Genomic DNA, 20,136 nt, shown 5'->3' with positions numbered 1-20,136 from the left:
GTCATTGAAAAAAGGTTTGCCATGAAAATGAATTTTGCCGGCCGGGAACTGGATATGTCCCGCTGCCATGTGATGGGCATCTTGAATGTAACACCGGATTCGTTTTCCGATGGCGGGCAATTCAACCGGCCTGATGCGGCCCTCGCCAGAGCAAGGCAGATGGTTGCTGATGGCGCCACTTTCATCGATATCGGCGGCGAATCCACGAGGCCGGGAGCGACGCCGGTCTCCGTCCAGGAGGAGCTGGATCGGGTATGCCCGGTGGTGGAAGCCGCTGCCCGGGAGCTGGATGCGGTGATTTCGGTAGACACCAGTGCACCGGAAGTCATGGCCGAGACAGCAAAACTCGGCGCCGGGCTTATTAATGATGTTCGCGCGCTTCAGCGTGACGGTGCTCCGGAAGTTGCTGCACAGGCGAGTATCCCCGTTTGCATCATGCATATCCAGGGGGAGCCGGATACCATGCAGGATCGCCCCGAATACCGTAACGTGCGGCGCGAGGTGAGTGCCTTTCTCACGGAGCGTATGCGTGTTGCAGAGCTTGCCGGTATTCGCCCCGAAAATATCCTTCTCGATCCCGGCTTCGGTTTCGGCAAGAGCCTTGAGCACAATCTGCAGCTGCTGGCCTGTCTCGAGCAGATGCATATCCTTGGGCATCCGTTACTGGTTGGCGTTTCCAGGAAGTCCATGCTGGGGCATATCACCGGCCGGGACGTGAACGAAAGGTTGCCTGCAAGCGTTGCGGCCGCGACAATAGCGGCCATGAAGGGTGCGAGCATTATTCGCGTGCACGATGTAAGGGAAACAGTAGACGCCGTCCGTGTGGTGGCGGCAGTGAAGGAGGCAGGTTGATGTCCGAGAGAAAGTACTTTGGTACGGACGGTATTCGCGGACGCGTGGGTGAGTTTCCGATAACGCCGGAATTCATGCTCAAACTGGGTTGGGCCGCCGGCCAGGCCTTCAAGCGGGATGGTCAGCGCAACAGCGTGCTGATCGGCAAGGATACCCGGCTTTCCGGTTACATGTTCGAGTCCGCCCTGGAAGCCGGCCTTGCGGCTGCAGGCGTCGATGTAAAGCTTCTCGGCCCGATGCCGACGCCCGCTATTGCCTACCTGACCCGCACTTTTCGTGCCTCGGCGGGTATTGTGATCAGTGCCTCCCACAACCCTCATCATGATAACGGTATCAAGTTCTTCTCGGCGGCCGGTACCAAGCTTGATGACGCCCTGGAGGCAGAGATTGAGCGCTGGCTGGATAAGCCCATTGAAGTCTGCGGGCCAACCGAGCTGGGCAAGGCCTCCCGAGTGGATGATGCCCCCGGCCGTTATGTGGAATTCTGCAAGAGCACCGTGCCCAACGAATTTACCCTCGACGGCATGAACATCGTGTTGGATTGTGCCCATGGTGCCACCTACCACGTGGCGCCAAAGGTGTTTCGTGAGCTTGGCGCCAAAGTGTCGGTGATTGGCGCTGATCCGGATGGCCTTAACATCAATCTGAACGTCGGCTCCACGCATCTGGACGCACTCAAGGCCGCAGTGGTCGAAAAACGCGCTGACCTGGGCATTGCGTTCGATGGTGATGGCGACCGGGTTTTGATGGTGGACCGTGACGGCTCTGAAGTGGACGGCGATGAGCTGCTCTACGTGATCGCCTCCCAGCGGTTTGCGGAAGATCGCCTTAAAGGCGGCGTCGTGGGTACGCTGATGACCAACCTGGGCGTTGAGCTCGCGCTGAATGAAATCGGAATCGAATTCGAGCGTGCGAAAGTTGGCGATCGTTACGTGATGGAGCGGCTGCTAGCAAACAACTGGGTTTTGGGTGGAGAGGGCTCTGGCCACATGGTTATCCGCGACTGCACCAGCACCGGCGACGGTATTGTTTCCGCGCTGCAGGTTCTGCTCTCTGTCTGGAAGTCCGGGAAAACGCTTTCCGAGCTGCGCCAGGGTATGAGCAAGCTGCCCCAGAAAATGATCAATGTCCGGGTAGAGCAGCGCTTCGATCCGTTCAGTCGTGACGATATCGTAGCTGCGGTTCGTAAATTCGAAACAGAGTTGGGCGGCTCCGGCCGAATTCTGCTCAGGGCCTCTGGAACCGAACCGCTGATCAGGGTGATGGCGGAAGGCCAGGATGCCAACGAAATTGTGCGAGTGGTCGAGGAGTTGGCAAAAGTCGTGGAAAAATCCACTGCTTAATTTTGTGTTTTCAGGCGGTTGTCTGCCGGGAGGGAGTGCTGTATAGTTCGCCCTCCCTCACGTTCGGGAACTGTTATGCGTCGAAAGATCGTAGCCGGAAACTGGAAAATGAACGGGTCGAAAGCCCTGGCGCAGACGCTGGTAAGCGATGTGCAATCCCAGACGGCCTCTCTTGATAATGGCGTCGAGGTTGTTATTATTCCTCCCGCAATTTATGTCGGAGACGTAGTCGCGAACGCAGGTGGTAGTCTGTCGGTTGGCGTTCAGAACGTGGGGCAGTGGAGTTCCGGTGCCTACACCGGCGAGATTGCTGCGGAAATGGCGGTGGATCAAGGGTGTCAGTATGCCCTGGTCGGACACTCCGAGCGTCGTCAGCTCTTTGGTGAGTCAGACGATGTGGTTGCGCAAAAGGTTGGCCGCGTCATCGGCGCCGGGCTTCATGCAGTGCTCTGTGTCGGTGAGACTCTGGAAGAGCGCGAGGCGGGAAGAGCCGAGTCTGTGGTCGCTTCCCAGGTGAAGGCCGGGCTGGCAGGCGTTGCAAAAGATCAGTGGCAACGCGTGATTGTTGCTTACGAGCCGGTCTGGGCAATTGGCACAGGCAAAACCGCGACGGCGCAAGATGCCCAGGCAATGCATGCGTCGCTCCGGCAGGTGCTTTCAGAGATGGGCGCGCCGGCGAATGAGATATCCCTGCTTTACGGGGGCAGCGTAAAAGCGGATAATGCAGCCGCTCTTTTTGCCGAGCCGGATATTGACGGCGGTTTAATCGGCGGAGCGTCGCTTGTAGCAGAAGATTTTGTGAGTATTTGCCGGAGTGTTCCGGCGGGTACCTGAATTTAAAGGTTCGCGAGAGTCGTTATGGATTGGGTAGAAACACTGGTAGTCGTTGTGCACGTGGTTATCGCGGTGGCGCTGGTGGGTCTGGTGCTGATCCAGCAGGGCAAAGGCGCCGACGCTGGTGCTGCCTTTGGTGGTGGTGCTTCCCAGACGGTTTTTGGTAGCCAGGGCAGCGGCAGCTTTCTGACCCGCTTTACGACCCTGCTCGCAGTGGTATTTTTTGTAACAAGTTTCTCGCTGGCGATTTTTGCCAAGCAGCGTGCCGAAGTGGCAGGGGAAGCGGGTATTCCTGTTGTTCAGGAGTCCAGCAGTGCCGCCCCGGCTGACACCGCTGCCGATAACGGCGAAGCCGCAGCCAGCGGAGCCGAGGGTGGGGGGTCTGATCTCCCTGAGCTCGAGTAAGAATGTTGCCCGGGTGGTGAAACTGGTAGACACGCTATCTTGAGGGGGTAGTGGCGAAAGCCGTGCCGGTTCGAGTCCGGCCCCGGGCACCATATTAGAAGAAAAACGGCTTGGAGTTTCCAGGCCGTTTTTTTTGGTCAGTCCTTGACCAGTCTGTCCGGCGTCTCTATACTCCGGCGGATATTGGGACCTGCCGCGTGGTGCTGGCGGGTTTCTGGCAGGCCAGGTGTCTGTCAGCAGGAAACGGTACACCGGTTTGTTTCCTGCGAGTTCTTGCAACAAAAGGCCCCATTGTTCGGGGCTTTTTGATTAAGGGGCCTGGCGCAACGGGCCCTGGTGCATAAAAAGGGCTGATAAAACAGCCCTTTTTTTGTTTTTGGGGCCGGTAAATTGATAACGGAGAAGGCAAAACTTGTCAGCCAAGCTTAAGCAACTGGAAGACATTCTTCAGCCCGTCGTGGAAGGTCTGGGGTATGAGTTCTGGGGCATTGAATTCCGCTCTCAGGGCCATCATTCCCTGTTACGGGTGTTTATTGACGATGCCGAGAACGGCATCGGCATCGACGACTGCGAAAAGGTCAGTCGTCAGATCAGCGGTGTGATGGATGTGGAAGATCCCATCCAGACCGAATACACACTGGAGGTCTCATCCCCGGGGATGGATCGCCCGCTGTTTCGTCTTGAGCAATACGAGGCCTTTATTGGTCACCAGGTTCAGATTCGTCTCCGGATGGCGTTTGAGGGTCGCCGGAAGTTTCAGGGGCTGATCAAAGGCGTGGAAGGTGATGATGTGGTTGTGGTCGTTGATGATCACGAGTATCTGCTGCCGTTCGACAGCATTGAAAAAGCCCACATCGTGCCGGTATTTGAATGAACGATCTGAATGAAGTCCGTGGACGCACAGTTGATTTTAAGGGCAGGGCAATCCAATGAGTAAAGAGATCTTGCTGGTGGTTGAATCCGTCTCGAACGAGAAAGGTGTCGAGAAGGATGTGATTTTTGAAGCGATCGAGCTGGCACTGGCCACCGCGGCCAAAAAGCGCTTTGAAGACGAAGAGGCGGATATCCGCGTATCAATCGACCGGAAAACCGGCGAATACGAAACCTTCCGCCGCTGGCTGGTGGTGGATAACGATGCCGTTCCTGCGCTGGGCACCGAGCTCACCCTGCAGGAAGCCGAGGAAATCGACCCGGCCCTGAAGCCTGGCGATATCCACGAGGAGAAAATTGAGTCCGAAGCCTTTGGCCGTATCGGTGCTCAGGCCGCCAAGCAGATTATCTTCCAGAAGGTTCGTGAGGCAGAGCGGACCAAGATCGTGGACAGCTACCGCGACCGGGTTGGTGAGCTGGTCTCTGGTACTGTAAAGAAGGTGACCCGGGACAATGTCATTGTCGATCTGGGTGCCAACGCCGAGGCGCTGTTGCCCCGTGAATACCTGATCCCGCGCGAGACGTTCCGCATGGGCGACCGTGTGCGCTCCCTGCTGCTGGAAATTCGCACCGATCATCGCGGCCCTCAGCTGATTCTGAGCCGCACCTCTCCGCAGATGCTGATCGAACTGTTCCGCATTGAAGTGCCGGAGATTGCTGAAGAGCTGATCGAGATCCGTGGTGCGGCCCGTGACCCCGGTTCCCGGGCCAAGATTGCGGTGAAGACCAACGATCGGCGTATCGATCCCGTTGGTGCCTGCGTTGGTATGCGAGGCTCCCGGGTTCAGGCGGTGTCCAATGAGCTGGGCGGTGAGCGTGTTGATATCGTGCTGTGGGACGACAACCCGGCCCAACTGGTAATCAATGCCATGGCGCCGGCAGAAGTTGCGTCCATCGTTATGGATGAAGACCGGCACACCATGGAAGTGGCTGTGGCGGAGGACAACCTGGCACAGGCAATCGGCCGGAACGGACAGAACGTTCGCCTGGCCACGGACCTGACAGGCTGGACCCTGAACGTGATGACCGAGGAAGAAGCCGGTGAGCGTCAGGAGCAGGAATACAGCCGGCTTGTCGAGCATTTCACTGGCAATCTGGACGTTGATGAAGAATTTGCCGGTGTGCTGATCGAGGAAGGGTTTACCTCCATTGAAGAGGTGGCCTATGTGCCAATGGAAGAGATGCTGGCGATCGAAGGCTTTGACGAAGAGACCGTCACCGAGCTGCGCCGTCGTGCCAAGGACGTTCTGCTGAACCAGGCCCTGGCAAGCGAGGAAGCGCTCGAGGGTGCCGAGCCGGCAGAAGATCTTCTGGGAATGGACGGCATGGACCGTAGCCTGGCCTTTAAACTGGCCGGCATGGGTGTGCGCACCATGGAGGATCTGGCAGAGCAGTCGGTAGACGACTTGCTCGAGATTGAAGGTATGGATGAAGAGCGTGCTGGTCAGCTTATCATGACCGCGCGTGCCCCCTGGTTTGAAGACCAGGCCTAATTCGGGAGGAGGACCAGTATGGCTGAAGTAACGGTAAAACAACTGGCCGAAGATGTAGGCGCTCCCGTGGATCGTTTGCTGAAGCAGATTGTGGAGGCTGGCCTGAAAGCTCGCTCCGAGAATGATTCTGTCTCCAGCGATGAGAAGCAGCAGTTGCTGGCCTATTTGAGAAAAACTCACGGTGAGGCAGACGCCGAGCCGCGCAAGATTACCCTGAAGCGTAAGACCACCACCACGCTCAAGGCCGGCAAGGCAAAGACCGTCAATGTTGAGGTTCGCAAGCGCCGTACCTACATCAAACGGGCTGAATTGCAGCCTGAGGCTGAAGCACCGAAACCGGAAGAGCCGGTAACAGAGCAGCAGCCGGAGCAACCACCGGTTGAAGAAGCGCCAAAGGTAGCAGCCGAGCAGGCGTCGCAGCCTGAGGCAGAGAAGCCGGCCGAGGCAGCAACATCCGAGCAGCCGGAACAGGCAGAAAAACCAGAGCCGAAGAAAGAGCCCGAGCCTGAGCCCGAGCCGGTTCCCGCTCCGGAAGACATGCCGATGCCGCCGCCCGAGGGCGAAGGCAAGGATCGCAAGCCGAAGAAAAAGAAAGAGAAAGTTCGCGAGCGCGGCGACGAGATTGAAGAGGGCAAGCCTAAGAAGAAGCAGGCTGGCCATCGTGGTCCTCGCAGCCGCCCGGTGGAAGAGCCGCTGGTTATCTCCGAGGACGAGGAAGAGACCACGCTGCGTAAGCCGCTGCGTGCGAAAAAGAAACCCAAAGAGAAGCGTCATGGCTTCGAGAGGCCGACCAAACCAATGGTCAGAGAAGTAGAGATTCCAGAAACGATTTCTGTCGGTGACCTTGCCCAGCGTATGGCGGTCAAGTCGGCGGATGTCATCAAGACCCTGATGGGCTTGGGCGTCATGGCCACCATCAACCAGGCATTGGACCAGGAAACTGCGGTTCTGGTGACCGAGGAGCTGGGCCATAAAGCCAAGACGGTCAGTGAAGACGCGTTCGAGGAAGAGGTTCTGAGCGAGTTCTCCTTCGAAGGTGGCGAAAAAACCAAGCGTGCTCCGGTTGTGAGCGTGATGGGTCACGTTGACCACGGTAAGACCTCCCTGCTGGATTACATCCGCCGTACCAAGGTGGCCTCTGGGGAGTCCGGTGGCATTACTCAGCACATCGGTGCCTATCACGTGGAAACCGATCACGGCATGGTGTCCTTCCTGGATACCCCGGGCCACGCGGCCTTTACTGCCATGCGTGCCCGCGGTGCGCAGTGTACTGACATCGTGGTTCTGGTGGTTGCCGCCGATGATGGCGTCATGCCCCAGACCAAGGAAGCGGTTGATCACGCGCGCTCTGCCGGCGTTCCGATCGTCGTCGCCATCAACAAGATGGACAAGGAAGAAGCCGATCCCGATCGCGTCAAGACTGAGCTGGCCGGTATGGAAGTGATTCCGGAAGACTGGGGCGGTGATGTCCAGTTCGTGCCAGTTTCCGCGCACACCGGTGAGGGTATCGAAGACCTGCTTGAAGCACTGTTGCTCCAGGCGGAAGTACTGGAACTTGAGGCAGCCACTGATGCGCCTGCCAAGGGTGTGGTTGTTGAATCCAGTCTCGAGCGTGGACGTGGTTCCGTGGCAACCGTACTGGTTCAGAACGGTACCCTGCGTCAGGGCGACATGGTTGTGGCCGGCTCCTACTTCGGTAAGGTCCGGGCGATGACCGATGAAGCTGGCAAGCAGGTCAAGGAAGCAGGCCCGTCGATTCCGGTCGAGATCCTTGGTTTGAACGGTACACCGGATGCCGGTGACGAGTTCTTCGCCGTTGCCGACGAGAAGAAGGCCAAAGAGCTGGCTGAATTCCGCCAGAGCCGCGAGCGGGAGCAGCGTCTGCAGCGTCAGCAGGCGGCCAAACTCGAGAACCTGTTCGAGAACATGGGCAAAGACGAGGTCAAAACCCTCAATGTGGTGCTCAAGACCGACGTTCGTGGTTCTCTGGAAGCCATCACCAAGGCCCTGCAGGATCTCGGTAACGACGAGGTCCAGGTGAAGATCGTATCGTCCGGTGTGGGTGGCATTGCCGAGACCGACGTCAGCCTGGCCATGGCAACCAACGCGGTTATCTTCGGCTTCAACGTGCGTGCCGACAGTGCTTCCAAGCGCCTGGTGGAGCAGGAAGGTCTGGATCTGCGCTACTACAGCATCATCTACAACCTGATTGATGATGTGAAAGCAGCTCTGACCGGTATGCTGGCTCCGGAATTCCGCGAAGACATCGTTGGTATTGCCGATGTCCGTGACGTGTTCCGTTCGCCGAAGTTCGGTCAGGTGGCCGGTTGTATGGTTACTGAAGGTACCGTTTACCGTAACAAGCCGATCCGGGTTCTGCGGGACAACGTGGTTATCTTTGAAGGCGAGCTGGAATCCCTGCGCCGCTTCAAGGACGACGTGCCTGAAGTCCGTAACGGCATGGAATGCGGTATTGGCGTTAAGGGTTACGACGTAAAAGTCGGCGACCAGATCGAGGTCTTCGATCGCGTCCGGGTCGAGCGCAAGCTTGAGTCCACCGGCGCCTGATGCGCCCGATTTTGAAGGAAACCTGATGCCAAGAGAGTTCAGTCGTATTGATCGCATCGGCGATCAGATGCAACGGGAACTGGCCCAGCTCATCCAGCGGGAGGTCAAAGACCCGCGGGTGGGCATGGTCACGGTAAACGCGGTCAAGGTCAGTCGTGACCTTGGCTACGCCGATATTTATGTGTCCCTGCTTTCCACCGAGGAACTGACGGAGGAGTCTCCGGAGGTCAAGGAATCGATTGCGGTGCTGAACAAGGCCTCGGGCTTTTTGCGGGGCCAGGTAGGTCGCGCGATGAAGCTGAGGGTCGTACCCCAGCTGCGGTTCCACTTCGACACGCTGCAGGGTTACAGCCGCAAGATGGACAGCCTCATTCGCGAAGCAGTTGGCGACAAGCCGGCCGTGCAACGGAATGAAGAGGACGACCAGGATGATCCGGAGCGTAACGCTTGAGCCGCAGACGCAAAGGCCGTGACGTCAACGGTATTCTGGTTATCGACAAGCCGCAGGGTGTGACCTCCAACGGCATTCTGCAGCAGGTCAAGCGCCTGTTCGGGGCGGCCAAGGCCGGCCATACCGGCGCCCTTGACCCCCTGGCGACCGGCGTTCTGCCGCTATGCTTCGGTGAGGCCACCAAGTTCTCCCAGATGATGCTCGACAGCGACAAGGCCTACATTGCCACCGCCCGGCTCGGAATCCGAACCGAAACCGGTGACAGCGCGGGCGCGGTCGTTGCCGAAAAGCCTGTACCAGACGGTCTGACCGCAGACTTGCTTGAGCCGGTACTGGATGGCTTCCGGGGTGATATCCAGCAAGTTCCCTCCATGTATTCGGCGCTCAAGCACAAGGGGCGTCCCCTCTACGAATATGCCCGCGAGGGTATCGAGGTTGAGCGTCCGGCAAGGCCGGTGACCATCTACGAACTGACGCTGCTGGACATTCGTGAGAACGAACTGGATATCGCGGTCAGCTGCACCAAGGGTACGTACATTCGCTCACTGGTTGAGGATATCGGTGAAGCTCTCGGTTGCGGTGCCCATGTGACTGCATTGCGCCGCACCATGGCGTCAGGGTTTACCCTGGCCAATGCCCATGCCGTCAGTGATCTCGAGGCGATGCGTGAACGGGGTGAGAGCCTCGATGGTCTCCTGGTGGCACCGGATGCCGCTCTGTCGATGTTCCCCGAGCACCGTCTGGCGGGGCAGGCGCTGGTATCGATCTTGAACGGACAACCGGTTAGAATACCGGGTCAGGCTTACGAAGGCTTCGTGCGTCTCTATGCAAGCGAGAGCGCAAACGAAGGCTTTGTGGGACTGGCAGAAGCATTCCCGGAAGGCGAGCAGACCAATCTGGTCCCGCGCCGACTGGTGAAGAACAGCGGAAAGCGTTAGGCGCATCGCTGTTTAGCCGGGCTGTAGAGATGCGCGGTTCGGCCGTATTCGAAAGCATCGCAAACAATGAGGTGAGTTATGGCACTTTCTGCCAACGAGAAAGCACAGATCGTTAAGGATTTTCAGCAAGGTGATGGCGATACCGGTTCCCCTGAGGTTCAGGTAGCTCTGCTGAGCGCCAACATCAACAAGCTGCAGGATCACTTCAAGGCCAACAAGCAGGATCACCATTCCCGCCGTGGCCTGATCCGGATGGTTAACCAGCGTCGTAAGCTGCTGGACTACCTCAAGCGCAAGAACGCCGACCGTTACCTGGAGCTCATCCAGCGTCTGGGTCTGCGTCGCTAATCCGGGTCTCTACGACCTGAGGGCTGCGCCGGCTTGTCCGGTGGTAGCCGTCAACCAGCAGGCCCATTGTGGGGTCTGCTGGTTGTGTTTTTCTCCCGCTGCAGTTGGATTGTCTGTGTGTTCGAAGGATTCCCTGTCGTAATGGAAAGCCGAAATTGATAGCAGGTTGTTGAAAAGCCCGGGCCCGGCGGCCTCTGGAACTGCCGCCTCCCAGACCGGGGTTTTGCAACAGCCTGTTAGCTTTCAGACGGGTTGCTCTTCAGACCACAGCACATCATCTGCAGGACTATGGTTTCGAGCGCAGGGGCGCCCGGAACGAATCAATCTGGACCAGATAGACCAGGAGTTTTTTGTGGATCTGAAACCTTTCAAGAAATCATTTGAGCTGGGCGGCAAGACCGTCACTCTGGAAACCGGCCGTATTGCTCGTCAGGCAACCGGTTCCGTACTGGTAACCGTCGATGACATTTCCGTTCTCGGTACCGTTGTCGGCGCGAAAGAAGCCAAGCCAGGCCAGCCGTTCTTCCCGCTGACCGTTAACTACTTCGAGAAGACCTACGCCGTGGGCAAAATCCCGGGTGGTTTCTTCAAGCGCGAAGGTCGTCCTTCCGAGAAGGAAACCCTGACTTCCCGCCTGATCGACCGTCCGATTCGTCCGCTGTTCCCGAACGGCTTCATGAACGAAGTCCAGGTCATCACCACGGTCATGTCCTCCAGCAAGAACCAGGATCCGGATATTGCCGCGATGCTGGCTGCGTCTGCGGCCCTGGCCATTTCAGGTATTCCCTTCGATGGTCCCATCGGCGCATCCCGCGTGGGTTACACCAACGAGCGCGGTTACTTCCTGAACCCGACCTTCGAAGAGTTGGAAACCTCCCTGCTGGACATGGTCGTAGCCGGTACGGAAGACGCGGTGCTGATGGTTGAGTCCGAAGCCAAGGGCCTGACCGAAGACCAGATGCTGGGCGGTGTGCTCTATGGCCACCAGGAAATGCAGACAGCGGTTGCCGCTATCAAGGAATTCGCTGCTGAGATTGGCAAGCCCCGTTGGGACTGGCAGCCGGAGCCGGAAAACACCGAACTGCTGAATGCCATCAAGGCCGAGTTCGCCGGTGCCATTGAGGAAGCCTACGGTATCCGTGACAAGATGGCCCGCTATGAGCGTCTGGGCGAGGTGAAAGCCGCTGCAGTTGAAAAACTGGCCGGTGAAGAGGAAGGTCAGCCTTCCGAAGACGAAGTCAAAAAGTACTTCGGCAAGATCGAGAAGAGCGTGGTTCGCCAGCAGGTTATCGATGGCAAGCCCCGGATCGACGGTCGTGACAACAAGACTGTCCGTCCGATCGAAATCGAAGTGGGCGTTCTGCCCAGCGTTCACGGCTCCGCCCTGTTTACCCGTGGCGAGACCCAGGCCATCGTGACCACCACACTGGGTACGTCCCGCGATGTGCAGATCATCGATGCCCTGGAAGGTGAACGCAAGGATCCGTTCCTGTTCCACTACAACTTCCCTCCGTACTCCGTGGGTGAAGCTGGTCGTGTTGGCTCACCGGGCCGCCGCGAAGTGGGCCACGGTCGTCTGGCCAAGCGTGGTGTTCTGGCGGTCATGCCGACCCTGGAAGAATTCCCGTACGCCATCCGTGCGGTTTCCGAGATCACCGAGTCCAACGGTTCCAGCTCCATGGCCTCGGTCTGTGGTTCCAGCCTGGCACTGATGGACGCGGGCGTACCTATCAAGGCACCGGTTGCCGGTATCGCCATGGGTCTGGTCAAGGAAGGCGACAAGTTTGCGGTTCTGACCGACATCCTGGGTGACGAGGATCACCTGGGTGACATGGACTTCAAGGTTGCCGGTACCCAGGAGGGCGTCACTGCCCTGCAGATGGATATCAAGATCAACGGCATCACTGATGAGATCATGGAGATCGCGCTTGAGCAGGCTCACGCAGCGCGTCTGCACATCCTTGGCGAGATGAACAAGGTTATCGCTACCCCGCGTGCCGAGCTGTCTGCCCGCGCTCCGAGCATCACCACCATCAAGATCAACCCGGAGAAGATCCGCGACGTTATCGGTAAGGGCGGCTCTACTATCCGTGCGATCTGTGACGAGACCGGTGCTTCCATCGATCTGGATGATGACGGCAACGTGAAGATCTACGCCGACAACCAGGAAGCTGCCCAGGCGGCGGTGAACCGGGTCAAGGAAATCACGGCCGAGATCGAAGTGGGTGCTATCTATAAGGGCCGCGTTGAGCGCATTGTGGACTTCGGTGCCTTTGTTAACATCCTTCCTGGCAAGGATGGTCTGGTGCACATTTCCCAGATCTCTGATCGCCGCATCGAGAACGTGACTGACGAGCTGAGCGAAGGTCAGGAAGTTCTGGTGAAGGTGCTGGATGTGGACAACCGTGGTCGCGTGAAGCTGTCCATGAAGGAAATCAAGGAAGGCGATCAGCCGACCGATTTCTCTGCCTAAGGGAACTTTCCCTGAACGGTAGGTCGGATTAGCCGAAGGCGTAATCCGACAAAGAAAAACCCGCCTGTCCTCTGGATTGGCGGGTTTTTTTATCTTCTTGGCTTGGGTGCAAGCGGCTGTTGGGTTTCCCTTTTCAAAAGACGCTACGAGCACATCCATGTGCGCTTGTTTCGGGCCGTCCTTGGCCCTCAACACTTTTGCAAAGGGAAACCCACCACCCGCCCGTGCATTACAGGTAAACGCCGTAGGTCGGATTAGCCGAAGGCGTAATCCGACAAAGCCAGGATCTTATTTGCCGCCCTCCATAAACCGAATCATCTCTTTTCGATACCTGGGAATCACAAACGTCGCCCCATGTGGCGTATCCGTCTGCAAAAACTCCCTGGGCTGCTCCGCAGCTTCATACAGTGCTTCGCCATGATGGAACGGAATAATTCCGTCCCGCACGCTGTGGATTACCATAACCGGAACCGGGCTGATCCTGGGAATATGATCCACACCCTCATAGTCGTCAGGAATAGTCCAGCTCAGCGGAATCTGGAGTGGCCAGGTAAGCCAGAATCCACCCAATTTCTCCCGGGCGATCTTGCGAAAGCCGGAGAAGGTACCGTCCAGGATGACACCGTCCAGCCGGGGCTGTTCCTCCCTCTGGGTCCACTCACTGGCCAGAGCAATACCCAGGCCCCCGCCGAGGCTCTGGCCCAGAATGTACAGTGGCCGTTCACTGACTTGCGGTTGTGCAACCAGCCAGCGCAGGCCGGTTTCCACGTCGTGCAGGGCACCTTCGATATCGGGGTCGCCGGTGGATTGGCCGTAGCCCCGATAGTCGATGGTAAAGACGTTGTAGCCTCTCTCGGGCAACCACGCCACGTTCAGGATATGGCTGCTGATGTTCTGGGCGTTGCCGTGGAGGAAGTAAACGGTGCCCCTGGCGTCATTCTCAGGCGTTTCTGCAGGGAGCCACCAGCCGTGGAGAGTTTCACCGTCGGCGGTGTCCAGGTAGATGTCCTCGTACTCGAGGTTTAACCGGTCCGGGGTGATGTAGGTGACCCGGTCCGGGTAGAAGAAGACGCTGCTGCAGCCGGAAAGCAGAAGAAGTGCAGCCAGGAGCCCAGGCATCCGGGCGTTGGCGACGATCAGAAGTAGGCGTGTAGTCCGGCTTGCCATGTGCTCTGGTACCTGTCGTAGTGGCCTTCCCGGGTGAATTCGGCAAACAGGCTGAATTCCCGGCCAATGTGCCAGTTGGCTTTCGCGTAGAGCTTGTCCTGGCGATGCTGGCTGCTGACGATCCAGGCCTTGGTATTGGCACCGGCTAGCAGGCTGAACTGGTTGTTCTGATGGAGCAGGCCGATGTCAGCGCCCGGGGCAGCATCGTAGCCGCGGCGCAGGTCGTCGTCGATTTCCAGGTCGGCGGTAGCGATGGCAAACGCCTGGGTCTGATGCCCAAGGCTCCAGCTGCCGCCTGCACCGCCTTCGAGATAGGGGGTAAGAACCCGGTCGTTGCCAGTGTCAGTGCGGCGGCCACCAAACCCGACCTGCCATGACAGTGGCGAGAAAAAGGCGTTCCGCGGGCTCAACGAGCGGATTTCCACGCCGGTGAGCTGTTCCAGTTGCAGCTCGTTGTTGTCGGTATACAGGCGTGCGTCGAGTCGCAAGAACTGGAGCTGGGCACCGCTTCGGTAACCGTCAGGCGGGTCGAGCACGTCGTGGTAGGCCGGGCGCAGGGTCAATTGAGTGAATTCCCTGTGTGCCAGTTGGCCTGCCCCGAGGCTCATTCGGAAGGTGTCGTGGCCCTGGTCGTCCCTCACAATCGGCTTGGGCGGTTCTTCCGGCGGCGCGACGTTGTTGATCTGGCTGCGCTCTCGCAAAAGGTCATGGGAGAGTGGCGCCGCGATTTCCCGGGGCCAGCCGTCGGCCTCGCTTTTATAGCGAACATAATCGTAGGTGGCGTCCAGTATATGGGCTCGCTGTTCGGCTGGCAGCGAGCTCACCTCATTGGCTTCGGCGTCTACATAACCGTTGGCAATGGCCGCCGCGAGGGTCTGGTGGTCGTCGGGCAGGGTGGAGAGGCTGTAGGCCACGGAGGTGGCGGCTGACGGCCGGTAATACACATCGCTGACCAGGTCCTTGTCCACTACCCAGCGGACGGTGTCCGAGGGAATGGCGTGAGTGCTTACTTCGCCCAGAAGGTCTGTGCCGGGGCGCGCGATGTCTATCAGTGCCAGCAGGCGGTAGGCACAGTTCTCGTCGAAGAAATAGTAGTCAAAGTTACGATCCCTGATTTCCCAGGCGTGGGCGATCATCAGGTCCACTTCTTCCTGGGTGAGGTTCAGTTTGTACTCCCACAGGTCCCGATGCTCGATGTCCGAGTACAGCCGTATTTTTTCGTAGTAGGGCTGGACGGTGGTTATTCCGGGATAGCCGCCAAAAATACCCTTGTAGGCAAACAGTAGTTCACTGTCGTGAGCGGCAGCATCCGCTGCGTAGGAAATCGTGTTGGCCAGCAGCAGATTGGTTTCCTCGTCGTCCTGGGGCGGGTCCAGGCGCAGGAACGTGTGACCGAACATAGAAGACGGGCTGTTCAGGTAGGAGGCGGCGAACACCAGGGTCACGGTTTCGGTGTTGAGCGTCTCAGACCATTCCTGATACCCGGGACAGCTGACTTCGGGCAGCGCCAGATTCAGCTCTTGCTGCAGCCAGGTGGTTCTTGCCGGAAACTGGCAGCGTGCGTGGTCATCACCCTCGCCGGGTTTCTGTATTGCCTCCAGAGTGGCCTGCAGCTCTGACTTTGGCGAGTGCTTGCCGTCTTCGCTGAGAAAAAAGGCCGGGTCGTCTGCCTGGCTGGTGTAGCCATCGCCGAAGGTGTCGGGCTGGTAATGGATCAGTGTGAGCCAGGCAGGGTCAAGATGGAGCTCGGATGTATCTGCAGGAGTATCGGCCTGGGTTGGCAGGCTGACTGCGAGCCAGATCAGGACTGGCCCAATGCGAAGCATGTTGCCCATGGAATGTGCTGCATCCGGGGTTGAACGGTAGAGAGTGGAGCGATGCGCCGTCCCTGGCGCAAGAGCGCGTCCCTTCAGCGAGCCTGGATCAGGCTGCTACGTATTTGCTGAGTGACTCGTTTTTCTCCAGCAGCGCGACGATGGCATCGACCGCTTCGCCGGAGGTGGTGTCAGAGCTCGGGAAGATGGTGGCAAAGTTGTCCTGCAGCACCTTGCGGAAGGTGTCACGGTCAGCTTCGTCCACGCCCAGCAATACCGCAAGGGTATCGAGGTTTTCACCGGAACCGCGGGACATGTCACGGGCAACCTTGTCGATGTTGCTGTCCATGTACATGGCCATGGATTGAACAGACTGGTTGGTCTGGCAGCCAAGGGTGCCTGTGGTCATACCGAAGGTCTGGTTACCAAAGGTTCCGTTGGTGGTTGCAGCCAGTACGTGGGGGGCAATACCGGACTGTCCTTTCCAGATCATGGCGCCTACACCACAACCCGGTTGGGCAAAGGCCATGGAGGAAGCACCAAGAAGAATTGCACCTGCGATCAGTTTTTTCATTATCCACTCCTTTCTGTGGTTTAAAGCTGTCGTCGCAATACACAATGCTGCCCCAAGCGTGGAGCAGCATTGCGAAAACGGCCCTGACTGGTCTTGTGGAGACAGGTTGACCGTTGGTCTGAGTATAGTTGATATCCAGCCAACGCAAGTTTAAAGATTGGTGAGTATTTGATTTGGCCCAAAAAAACCGGTGCATGTTGCCACGCACCGGTTCCACGCAGCTTGTGGACAGTTTGAATCAACCGCCCAGATAGGCGTTCTGGACATCCGGGTTTTCCAGCAGATTCTTGCCTGTGTCGTGCAGGCGAATCTTGCCGGTTTCCAACACGTAGCCCCGGTCAGCCAGATTCAGCGCCTGGTGGGCATTCTGCTCGACCAGGAAGACGGTGATGCCTTCCTCGCGAAGCTGGCCGATGATCTCGAAAATCTGCTTGATCACCAGCGGTGCCAGGCCCAGGGAGGGCTCGTCGAGGATGATCATGCGCGGCTTGCTCATCAGGGCCCGCCCGATGGCGAGCATTTGCTGCTCACCGCCGGACATGGTGCCGGCACGCTGATGTTCCCGCTCCTGAAGACGCGGAAAGAGCTCATAGACGTGATCGATACTCTTGCGGATTTCCGTCTTGGTGTTGAAAAAACCACCCATATGGAGGTTTTCCTCAACGGTGAGGCCTGAGAATATCCGCCGTCCTTCGGGAACGATGGCAATGCCGGAGCGCATGATCTGGGCGGTGGGTTCGCGGGTGATCTCACGGCCCTCCAGGAAAATGCGACCTGAGCTGGCCTGGGGATTCCCGCAAACGGTCATCAGCAGGGTAGTCTTGCCCGCGCCGTTGGCGCCGATCAGCGAGACGATCTCACCCTTTTTGACCTCGACAGACACGCCGTGCAAGGCCTCGATCTTGCCGTAATGGGTATGGACATCTTCTAGTACTAGCATGTGTTTACCTCAGGCCTCGCCCAGATAGGCTTTGATCACGTCGTCGTTCTGGCGGATTTCTTCCGGAGTGCCACTGGCCAGGGGGCGGCCCTGGTTGATGACGTTGATGCGATCGGAAATATCCATTACCAGGCTCATGTCGTGCTCAATCAGCACCACGGAAACGTTGTAGTCCTCTTTCAGGCTGACGATCAGCTGATTGAGTTCCTTGGTTTCCGCCGGGTTGAGACCGGCTGCCGGCTCGTCGAGCATCAACAGCTTGGGCTCCGTTACCATGCAGCGGGCGATCTCCAGGCGCCGTTGCTGGCCATAGGCCAGGTTTCCGGCTTCCCGGTTGGCCAGATCCAGCAGGCCTACCCGATCCAGCCAGTAGGCGGCCCGATCCAGGGATTTCTGCTCTTTTGCCCGATAACTGGGGGTTTTGATCAAACCGGAAATCAGGTTGGTGTTGAGGTGGCGGTGTTGCGCCACCAGCAGGTTTTCCACCACCGTCATTTGGCTAAACAGCCGAACATGCTGGAAGGTGCGCACCATCCCAAGTCGGGAGATCTTGTAGTCAGGCTTGCCCTGTACCTCCTTCCCCTCGAACAGGATCTTGCCGCCAGTCGGCTTGTAAAAGCCGCTCATGCAGTTGAAAACGGTGGTTTTTCCGGCCCCGTTGGGGCCGATGATGGACACAATCTCGTGTTCCTGGACGTCCAGAGACACTTCGTCTACCGCCAGCAGGCCGCCGAAGCGCATGGACAGATTCTGTACTTCAAGCATCGTCTGTCACTCCTGCTTTTTCAGTTCAATGTGAATGCGGCGCATGGGCATCAGGCCCTGCGGACGCCAGACCATCATCAGCACCATGGCGGCACCGAAGATCAGCATCCGGTACTCGGAGAACTCACGGGCCAGTTCCGGCAGGATGGTGACAGCGATTGCCGCCAGCACCACACCAATCTGGGAGCCCATGCCGCCGAGTACAACGATGGCAAGGATGATGGCCGATTCCAGGAAGACAAACGATTCGGGGCTGATAAAGCCCTGCTTGGAGGCAAACACGGTACCGGCGAAACCGGCGAAGAAGGCGCCGATGGTAAAGGCCGACAGTTTGACCGCGGTGCGGCTGAGGCCCAGGGAGCGGGCAGCGATTTCATCTTCCCGGAGTGCCTCCCAGGCACGACCAACGGGCATGCGCATGAAGCGACGGATGACCAGAGCTGTGAACACTGCCAGTACCAGGGCGATCAGGTACAGGAAGATCACCTTGTGCTCACCGCTGTAGGCGATGCCAAAGGTTTCGTGGAACGAGGTATTGCCTTCCTCCTTCACCCGGCGACCAAACTCCATGCCGAACAGGGTCGGATCGGGAATGCCGCCAATACCGTTGGGGCCACCGGTAAGCGTTGTCCAGTTATTCAGCAGAATCCTGATGATCTCACCGAACCCTAGAGTCACGATCGCCAGATAGTCGCCCCGTAGCCGCAGCACCGGGAAGCCGAGCACAAGACCGAACAGTGCGGCAAGCAGGGCACCGATAGGCAGCGCCAGCCAGAAGGAAATACCAATGTACTGGGAGAGCAGCGCAAAGGTATACGCGCCCACGGCATAGAACGCCACGTAACCCAGATCCAGCAGGCCGGCCAGGCCAACCACCACGTTCAGGCCCAGGGCCAGCATGATGTAGATCAGCACGAGGGTGGCCAGATCCACCGCACCCCGTGACACGAAGAACGGCCAGAACAGGGCAAGAACCACGATGCCTGTCAGCACCCAGGATTCAATCTTGGCCCGGCGGTTCTCTGCCATGGGCTCCTTGCTGGCCTGGGGAAGGGGATGCGGGAGGCTTTTCAGGCCACCCATGATCTGTTCCCGGAACAGCTGGAACAGGAATACGATCACGGCAGCGAGCAACACCATGACAACGGTGCTGGCATCGGCTCCGGTCAGGGTTACATTGATGCCCTGGGCCTCAAGGTTAAAGCCGATGATCGGGTAGGAAATGATCAGTGTAATGATCGCGCAAAACAGCGCGTGTCTGAAGTTATTAGCAGCCATCAGATCTTCTCAACCTCCGGTTTGCCGAGCAGGCCGGTGGGTTTGAACAGCAGAATCAGGATCAGCAGGCTGAACGAGATAACATCCTTGTATTCACCGCTGAGGTAGCCGGAAGTCATACTCTCTGCCACGCCCAGTATCAATCCGCCCAGCATCGCGCCGGGAATGCTGCCAATGCCGCCAAGTACCGCCGCGGTAAAGGCCTTCAAGCCGGCAATGAAGCCAAACAGAGGGTCAACCGAACCGTAGTACATGCCCAGAAGCAGGCCCGCAACCGCTGCCAGAGCCGCACCAATTACAAAGGTTGCGGAAATGATCCGGTTGGTGTCGATGCCAAGCAGGTTGGCCATACCCAGGTCCTGTGATACCGCACGGCAGGCTCGGCCCGTCCGTGAGCGGGATATGAACAGAGACAGGGCGGTCATACAGATCAGCGTGGTGATGAAAATCGTGATCTGCATGTAGGACAGGGACATCTGGAAGCCGTCACCGGAACCGAAGTTGAAACCGCCGTCGATCAGAGCCGGGAAACCGACGTTCCGCGAACCCTGCGCCAGGTGGACGTAGTTCTGGAGGAAGATGGACATGCCGATGGCGGAGATCAGCGGGATCAGGCGATGGCGCCCCCGCACAGGCCGGTAGGCCACCCGTTCCACGGCCCAGCCCATGGAGCTGGAGACGATCATGGCGCAAATCAGCGCAACAATCAGAATCAGTGGTAGCCAGGCAATGCCCAGGGCAGCCAGACCGGTAATGGCAATCAGCGCCGTGTAGGCACCGATCATATAGATTTCACCATGGGCAAAGTTGATCATGCCAATGATGCCGTAAACCATCGTGTAGCCGATGGCGATCAGGGCATAGGTGCTCCCGATCGTCAGCCCGTTGATGAGCTGTTGAAAGAAATACAGGAGGTCTTGCATTGTTATGGGACTCCGAAAGCCTGCTCCCTCCGCTACCACA

Annotated in this window: 18 protein-coding genes and 1 tRNA gene; 12 read left to right on the top strand and 7 right to left on the bottom strand. The window is 58.2% G+C overall.

The features are described 5' to 3' along the window. The first annotated feature begins 21 nt into the window (after positions 1-21). The 12 genes from folP (at position 22) to pnp (ending at position 12,635) form a co-directional block, all read left to right on the top strand. Entirely contained in the window at positions 22-852 is an 831-nt protein-coding gene (gene folP, locus GJU83_RS06315) for a dihydropteroate synthase (protein ID WP_069181915.1), read from the top strand. After that, the gene (gene glmM / locus GJU83_RS06310) at positions 852-2,195 is read left to right on the top strand and encodes a phosphoglucosamine mutase (RefSeq protein ID WP_153633940.1); all 1,344 of its coding nucleotides are present in this window, start codon (positions 852-854) and stop codon (positions 2,193-2,195) included. The genes folP and glmM overlap by 1 nt, the downstream gene beginning before the upstream one ends. Positions 2,196-2,270: 75 nt before the next feature. Then, the gene (gene tpiA / locus GJU83_RS06305) at positions 2,271-3,029 is read left to right on the top strand and encodes a triose-phosphate isomerase (protein ID WP_083231717.1); all 759 of its coding nucleotides are present in this window, start codon (positions 2,271-2,273) and stop codon (positions 3,027-3,029) included. Positions 3,030-3,053: 24 nt separating this feature from the next. Continuing rightward, positions 3,054-3,434 (top strand): preprotein translocase subunit SecG, encoded by a 381-nt coding sequence (gene secG, locus GJU83_RS06300; RefSeq protein WP_153633939.1) that lies wholly within the window; start codon positions 3,054-3,056, stop codon positions 3,432-3,434. Between the two features lie 7 nt (positions 3,435-3,441). Beyond that, a tRNA-Leu gene (locus GJU83_RS06295) sits at positions 3,442-3,526 on the top strand. A 320-nt stretch (positions 3,527-3,846) separates the two neighbouring features. Beyond that, positions 3,847-4,308, top strand: a complete 462-nt coding sequence (gene rimP, locus GJU83_RS06290; protein ID WP_069181911.1) for a ribosome maturation factor RimP — start codon at positions 3,847-3,849, stop codon at positions 4,306-4,308. Between the two features lie 55 nt (positions 4,309-4,363). Next, positions 4,364-5,857, top strand: coding sequence for a transcription termination factor NusA (gene nusA / locus GJU83_RS06285; protein ID WP_069181910.1), 1,494 nt, complete (start codon positions 4,364-4,366; stop codon positions 5,855-5,857). Between the two features lie 18 nt (positions 5,858-5,875). After that, complete coding sequence (gene infB, locus GJU83_RS06280; RefSeq protein WP_069181909.1) at positions 5,876-8,425, top strand: translation initiation factor IF-2; 2,550 nt, start codon at positions 5,876-5,878, stop codon at positions 8,423-8,425. 25 nt (positions 8,426-8,450) lie between these two features. Then, on the top strand, positions 8,451-8,876 hold the full coding sequence (rbfA, locus tag GJU83_RS06275) for a 30S ribosome-binding factor RbfA (protein WP_069181908.1): 426 nt from the start codon (positions 8,451-8,453) through the stop codon (positions 8,874-8,876). Then, complete coding sequence (gene truB, locus GJU83_RS06270; protein ID WP_069181907.1) at positions 8,873-9,814, top strand: tRNA pseudouridine(55) synthase TruB; 942 nt, start codon at positions 8,873-8,875, stop codon at positions 9,812-9,814. The genes rbfA and truB overlap by 4 nt, the downstream gene beginning before the upstream one ends. A gap of 78 nt (positions 9,815-9,892) precedes the next feature. Further along, positions 9,893-10,162 (top strand): 30S ribosomal protein S15, encoded by a 270-nt coding sequence (rpsO, locus tag GJU83_RS06265; RefSeq protein WP_008171539.1) that lies wholly within the window; start codon positions 9,893-9,895, stop codon positions 10,160-10,162. A gap of 358 nt (positions 10,163-10,520) precedes the next feature. Continuing rightward, entirely contained in the window at positions 10,521-12,635 is a 2,115-nt protein-coding gene (pnp, locus tag GJU83_RS06260; RefSeq protein ID WP_227514458.1) for a polyribonucleotide nucleotidyltransferase, read from the top strand. Positions 12,636-12,923: 288 nt separating this feature from the next. On the opposite strand, the gene GJU83_RS06255 is transcribed toward pnp, so the two are convergent. The 7 genes from GJU83_RS06255 to livH form a co-directional block, all read right to left on the bottom strand. Continuing rightward, positions 12,924-13,802 (bottom strand): alpha/beta hydrolase, encoded by an 879-nt coding sequence (locus tag GJU83_RS06255; protein WP_069181905.1) that lies wholly within the window; start codon positions 13,800-13,802, stop codon positions 12,924-12,926. Further along, positions 13,772-15,637 carry an Lnb N-terminal periplasmic domain-containing protein gene (locus GJU83_RS06250; RefSeq protein ID WP_069181904.1) on the bottom strand — a complete coding sequence of 622 codons (1,866 nt, stop codon included), beginning with the start codon at positions 15,635-15,637 and terminating at the stop codon, positions 13,772-13,774. The genes GJU83_RS06255 and GJU83_RS06250 overlap by 31 nt, the downstream gene beginning before the upstream one ends. A gap of 88 nt (positions 15,638-15,725) precedes the next feature. Next, complete coding sequence (locus GJU83_RS06245) at positions 15,726-16,190, bottom strand: DUF3015 domain-containing protein (RefSeq protein WP_069181903.1); 465 nt, start codon at positions 16,188-16,190, stop codon at positions 15,726-15,728. Positions 16,191-16,428: 238 nt separating this feature from the next. Then, positions 16,429-17,130: an ABC transporter ATP-binding protein gene (locus GJU83_RS06240; protein WP_069181902.1), complete on the bottom strand. Its 702-nt coding sequence runs from the start codon at positions 17,128-17,130 to the stop codon at positions 16,429-16,431. Positions 17,131-17,139: 9 nt separating this feature from the next. Further along, positions 17,140-17,895 (bottom strand): high-affinity branched-chain amino acid ABC transporter ATP-binding protein LivG, encoded by a 756-nt coding sequence (livG, locus tag GJU83_RS06235; RefSeq protein WP_069181901.1) that lies wholly within the window; start codon positions 17,893-17,895, stop codon positions 17,140-17,142. Positions 17,896-17,901: 6 nt separating this feature from the next. Then, positions 17,902-19,173 carry a high-affinity branched-chain amino acid ABC transporter permease LivM gene (locus GJU83_RS06230; protein ID WP_069181900.1) on the bottom strand — a complete coding sequence of 424 codons (1,272 nt, stop codon included), beginning with the start codon at positions 19,171-19,173 and terminating at the stop codon, positions 17,902-17,904. Beyond that, complete coding sequence (gene livH / locus GJU83_RS06225) at positions 19,173-20,096, bottom strand: high-affinity branched-chain amino acid ABC transporter permease LivH (protein ID WP_069181899.1); 924 nt, start codon at positions 20,094-20,096, stop codon at positions 19,173-19,175. Before livH ends, GJU83_RS06230 begins: the two co-directional genes overlap by 1 nt. Between the last annotated feature and the right edge of the window lie 40 nt (positions 20,097-20,136).

It is taken from the genome of Marinobacter salsuginis (assembly GCF_009617755.1).
Taxonomy (GTDB): domain Bacteria; phylum Pseudomonadota; class Gammaproteobacteria; order Pseudomonadales; family Oleiphilaceae; genus Marinobacter; species Marinobacter salsuginis.
The sequence above is the reverse complement of the archived record's forward strand: the minus strand, read 5'-3'. Positions and strand labels throughout refer to the sequence as shown.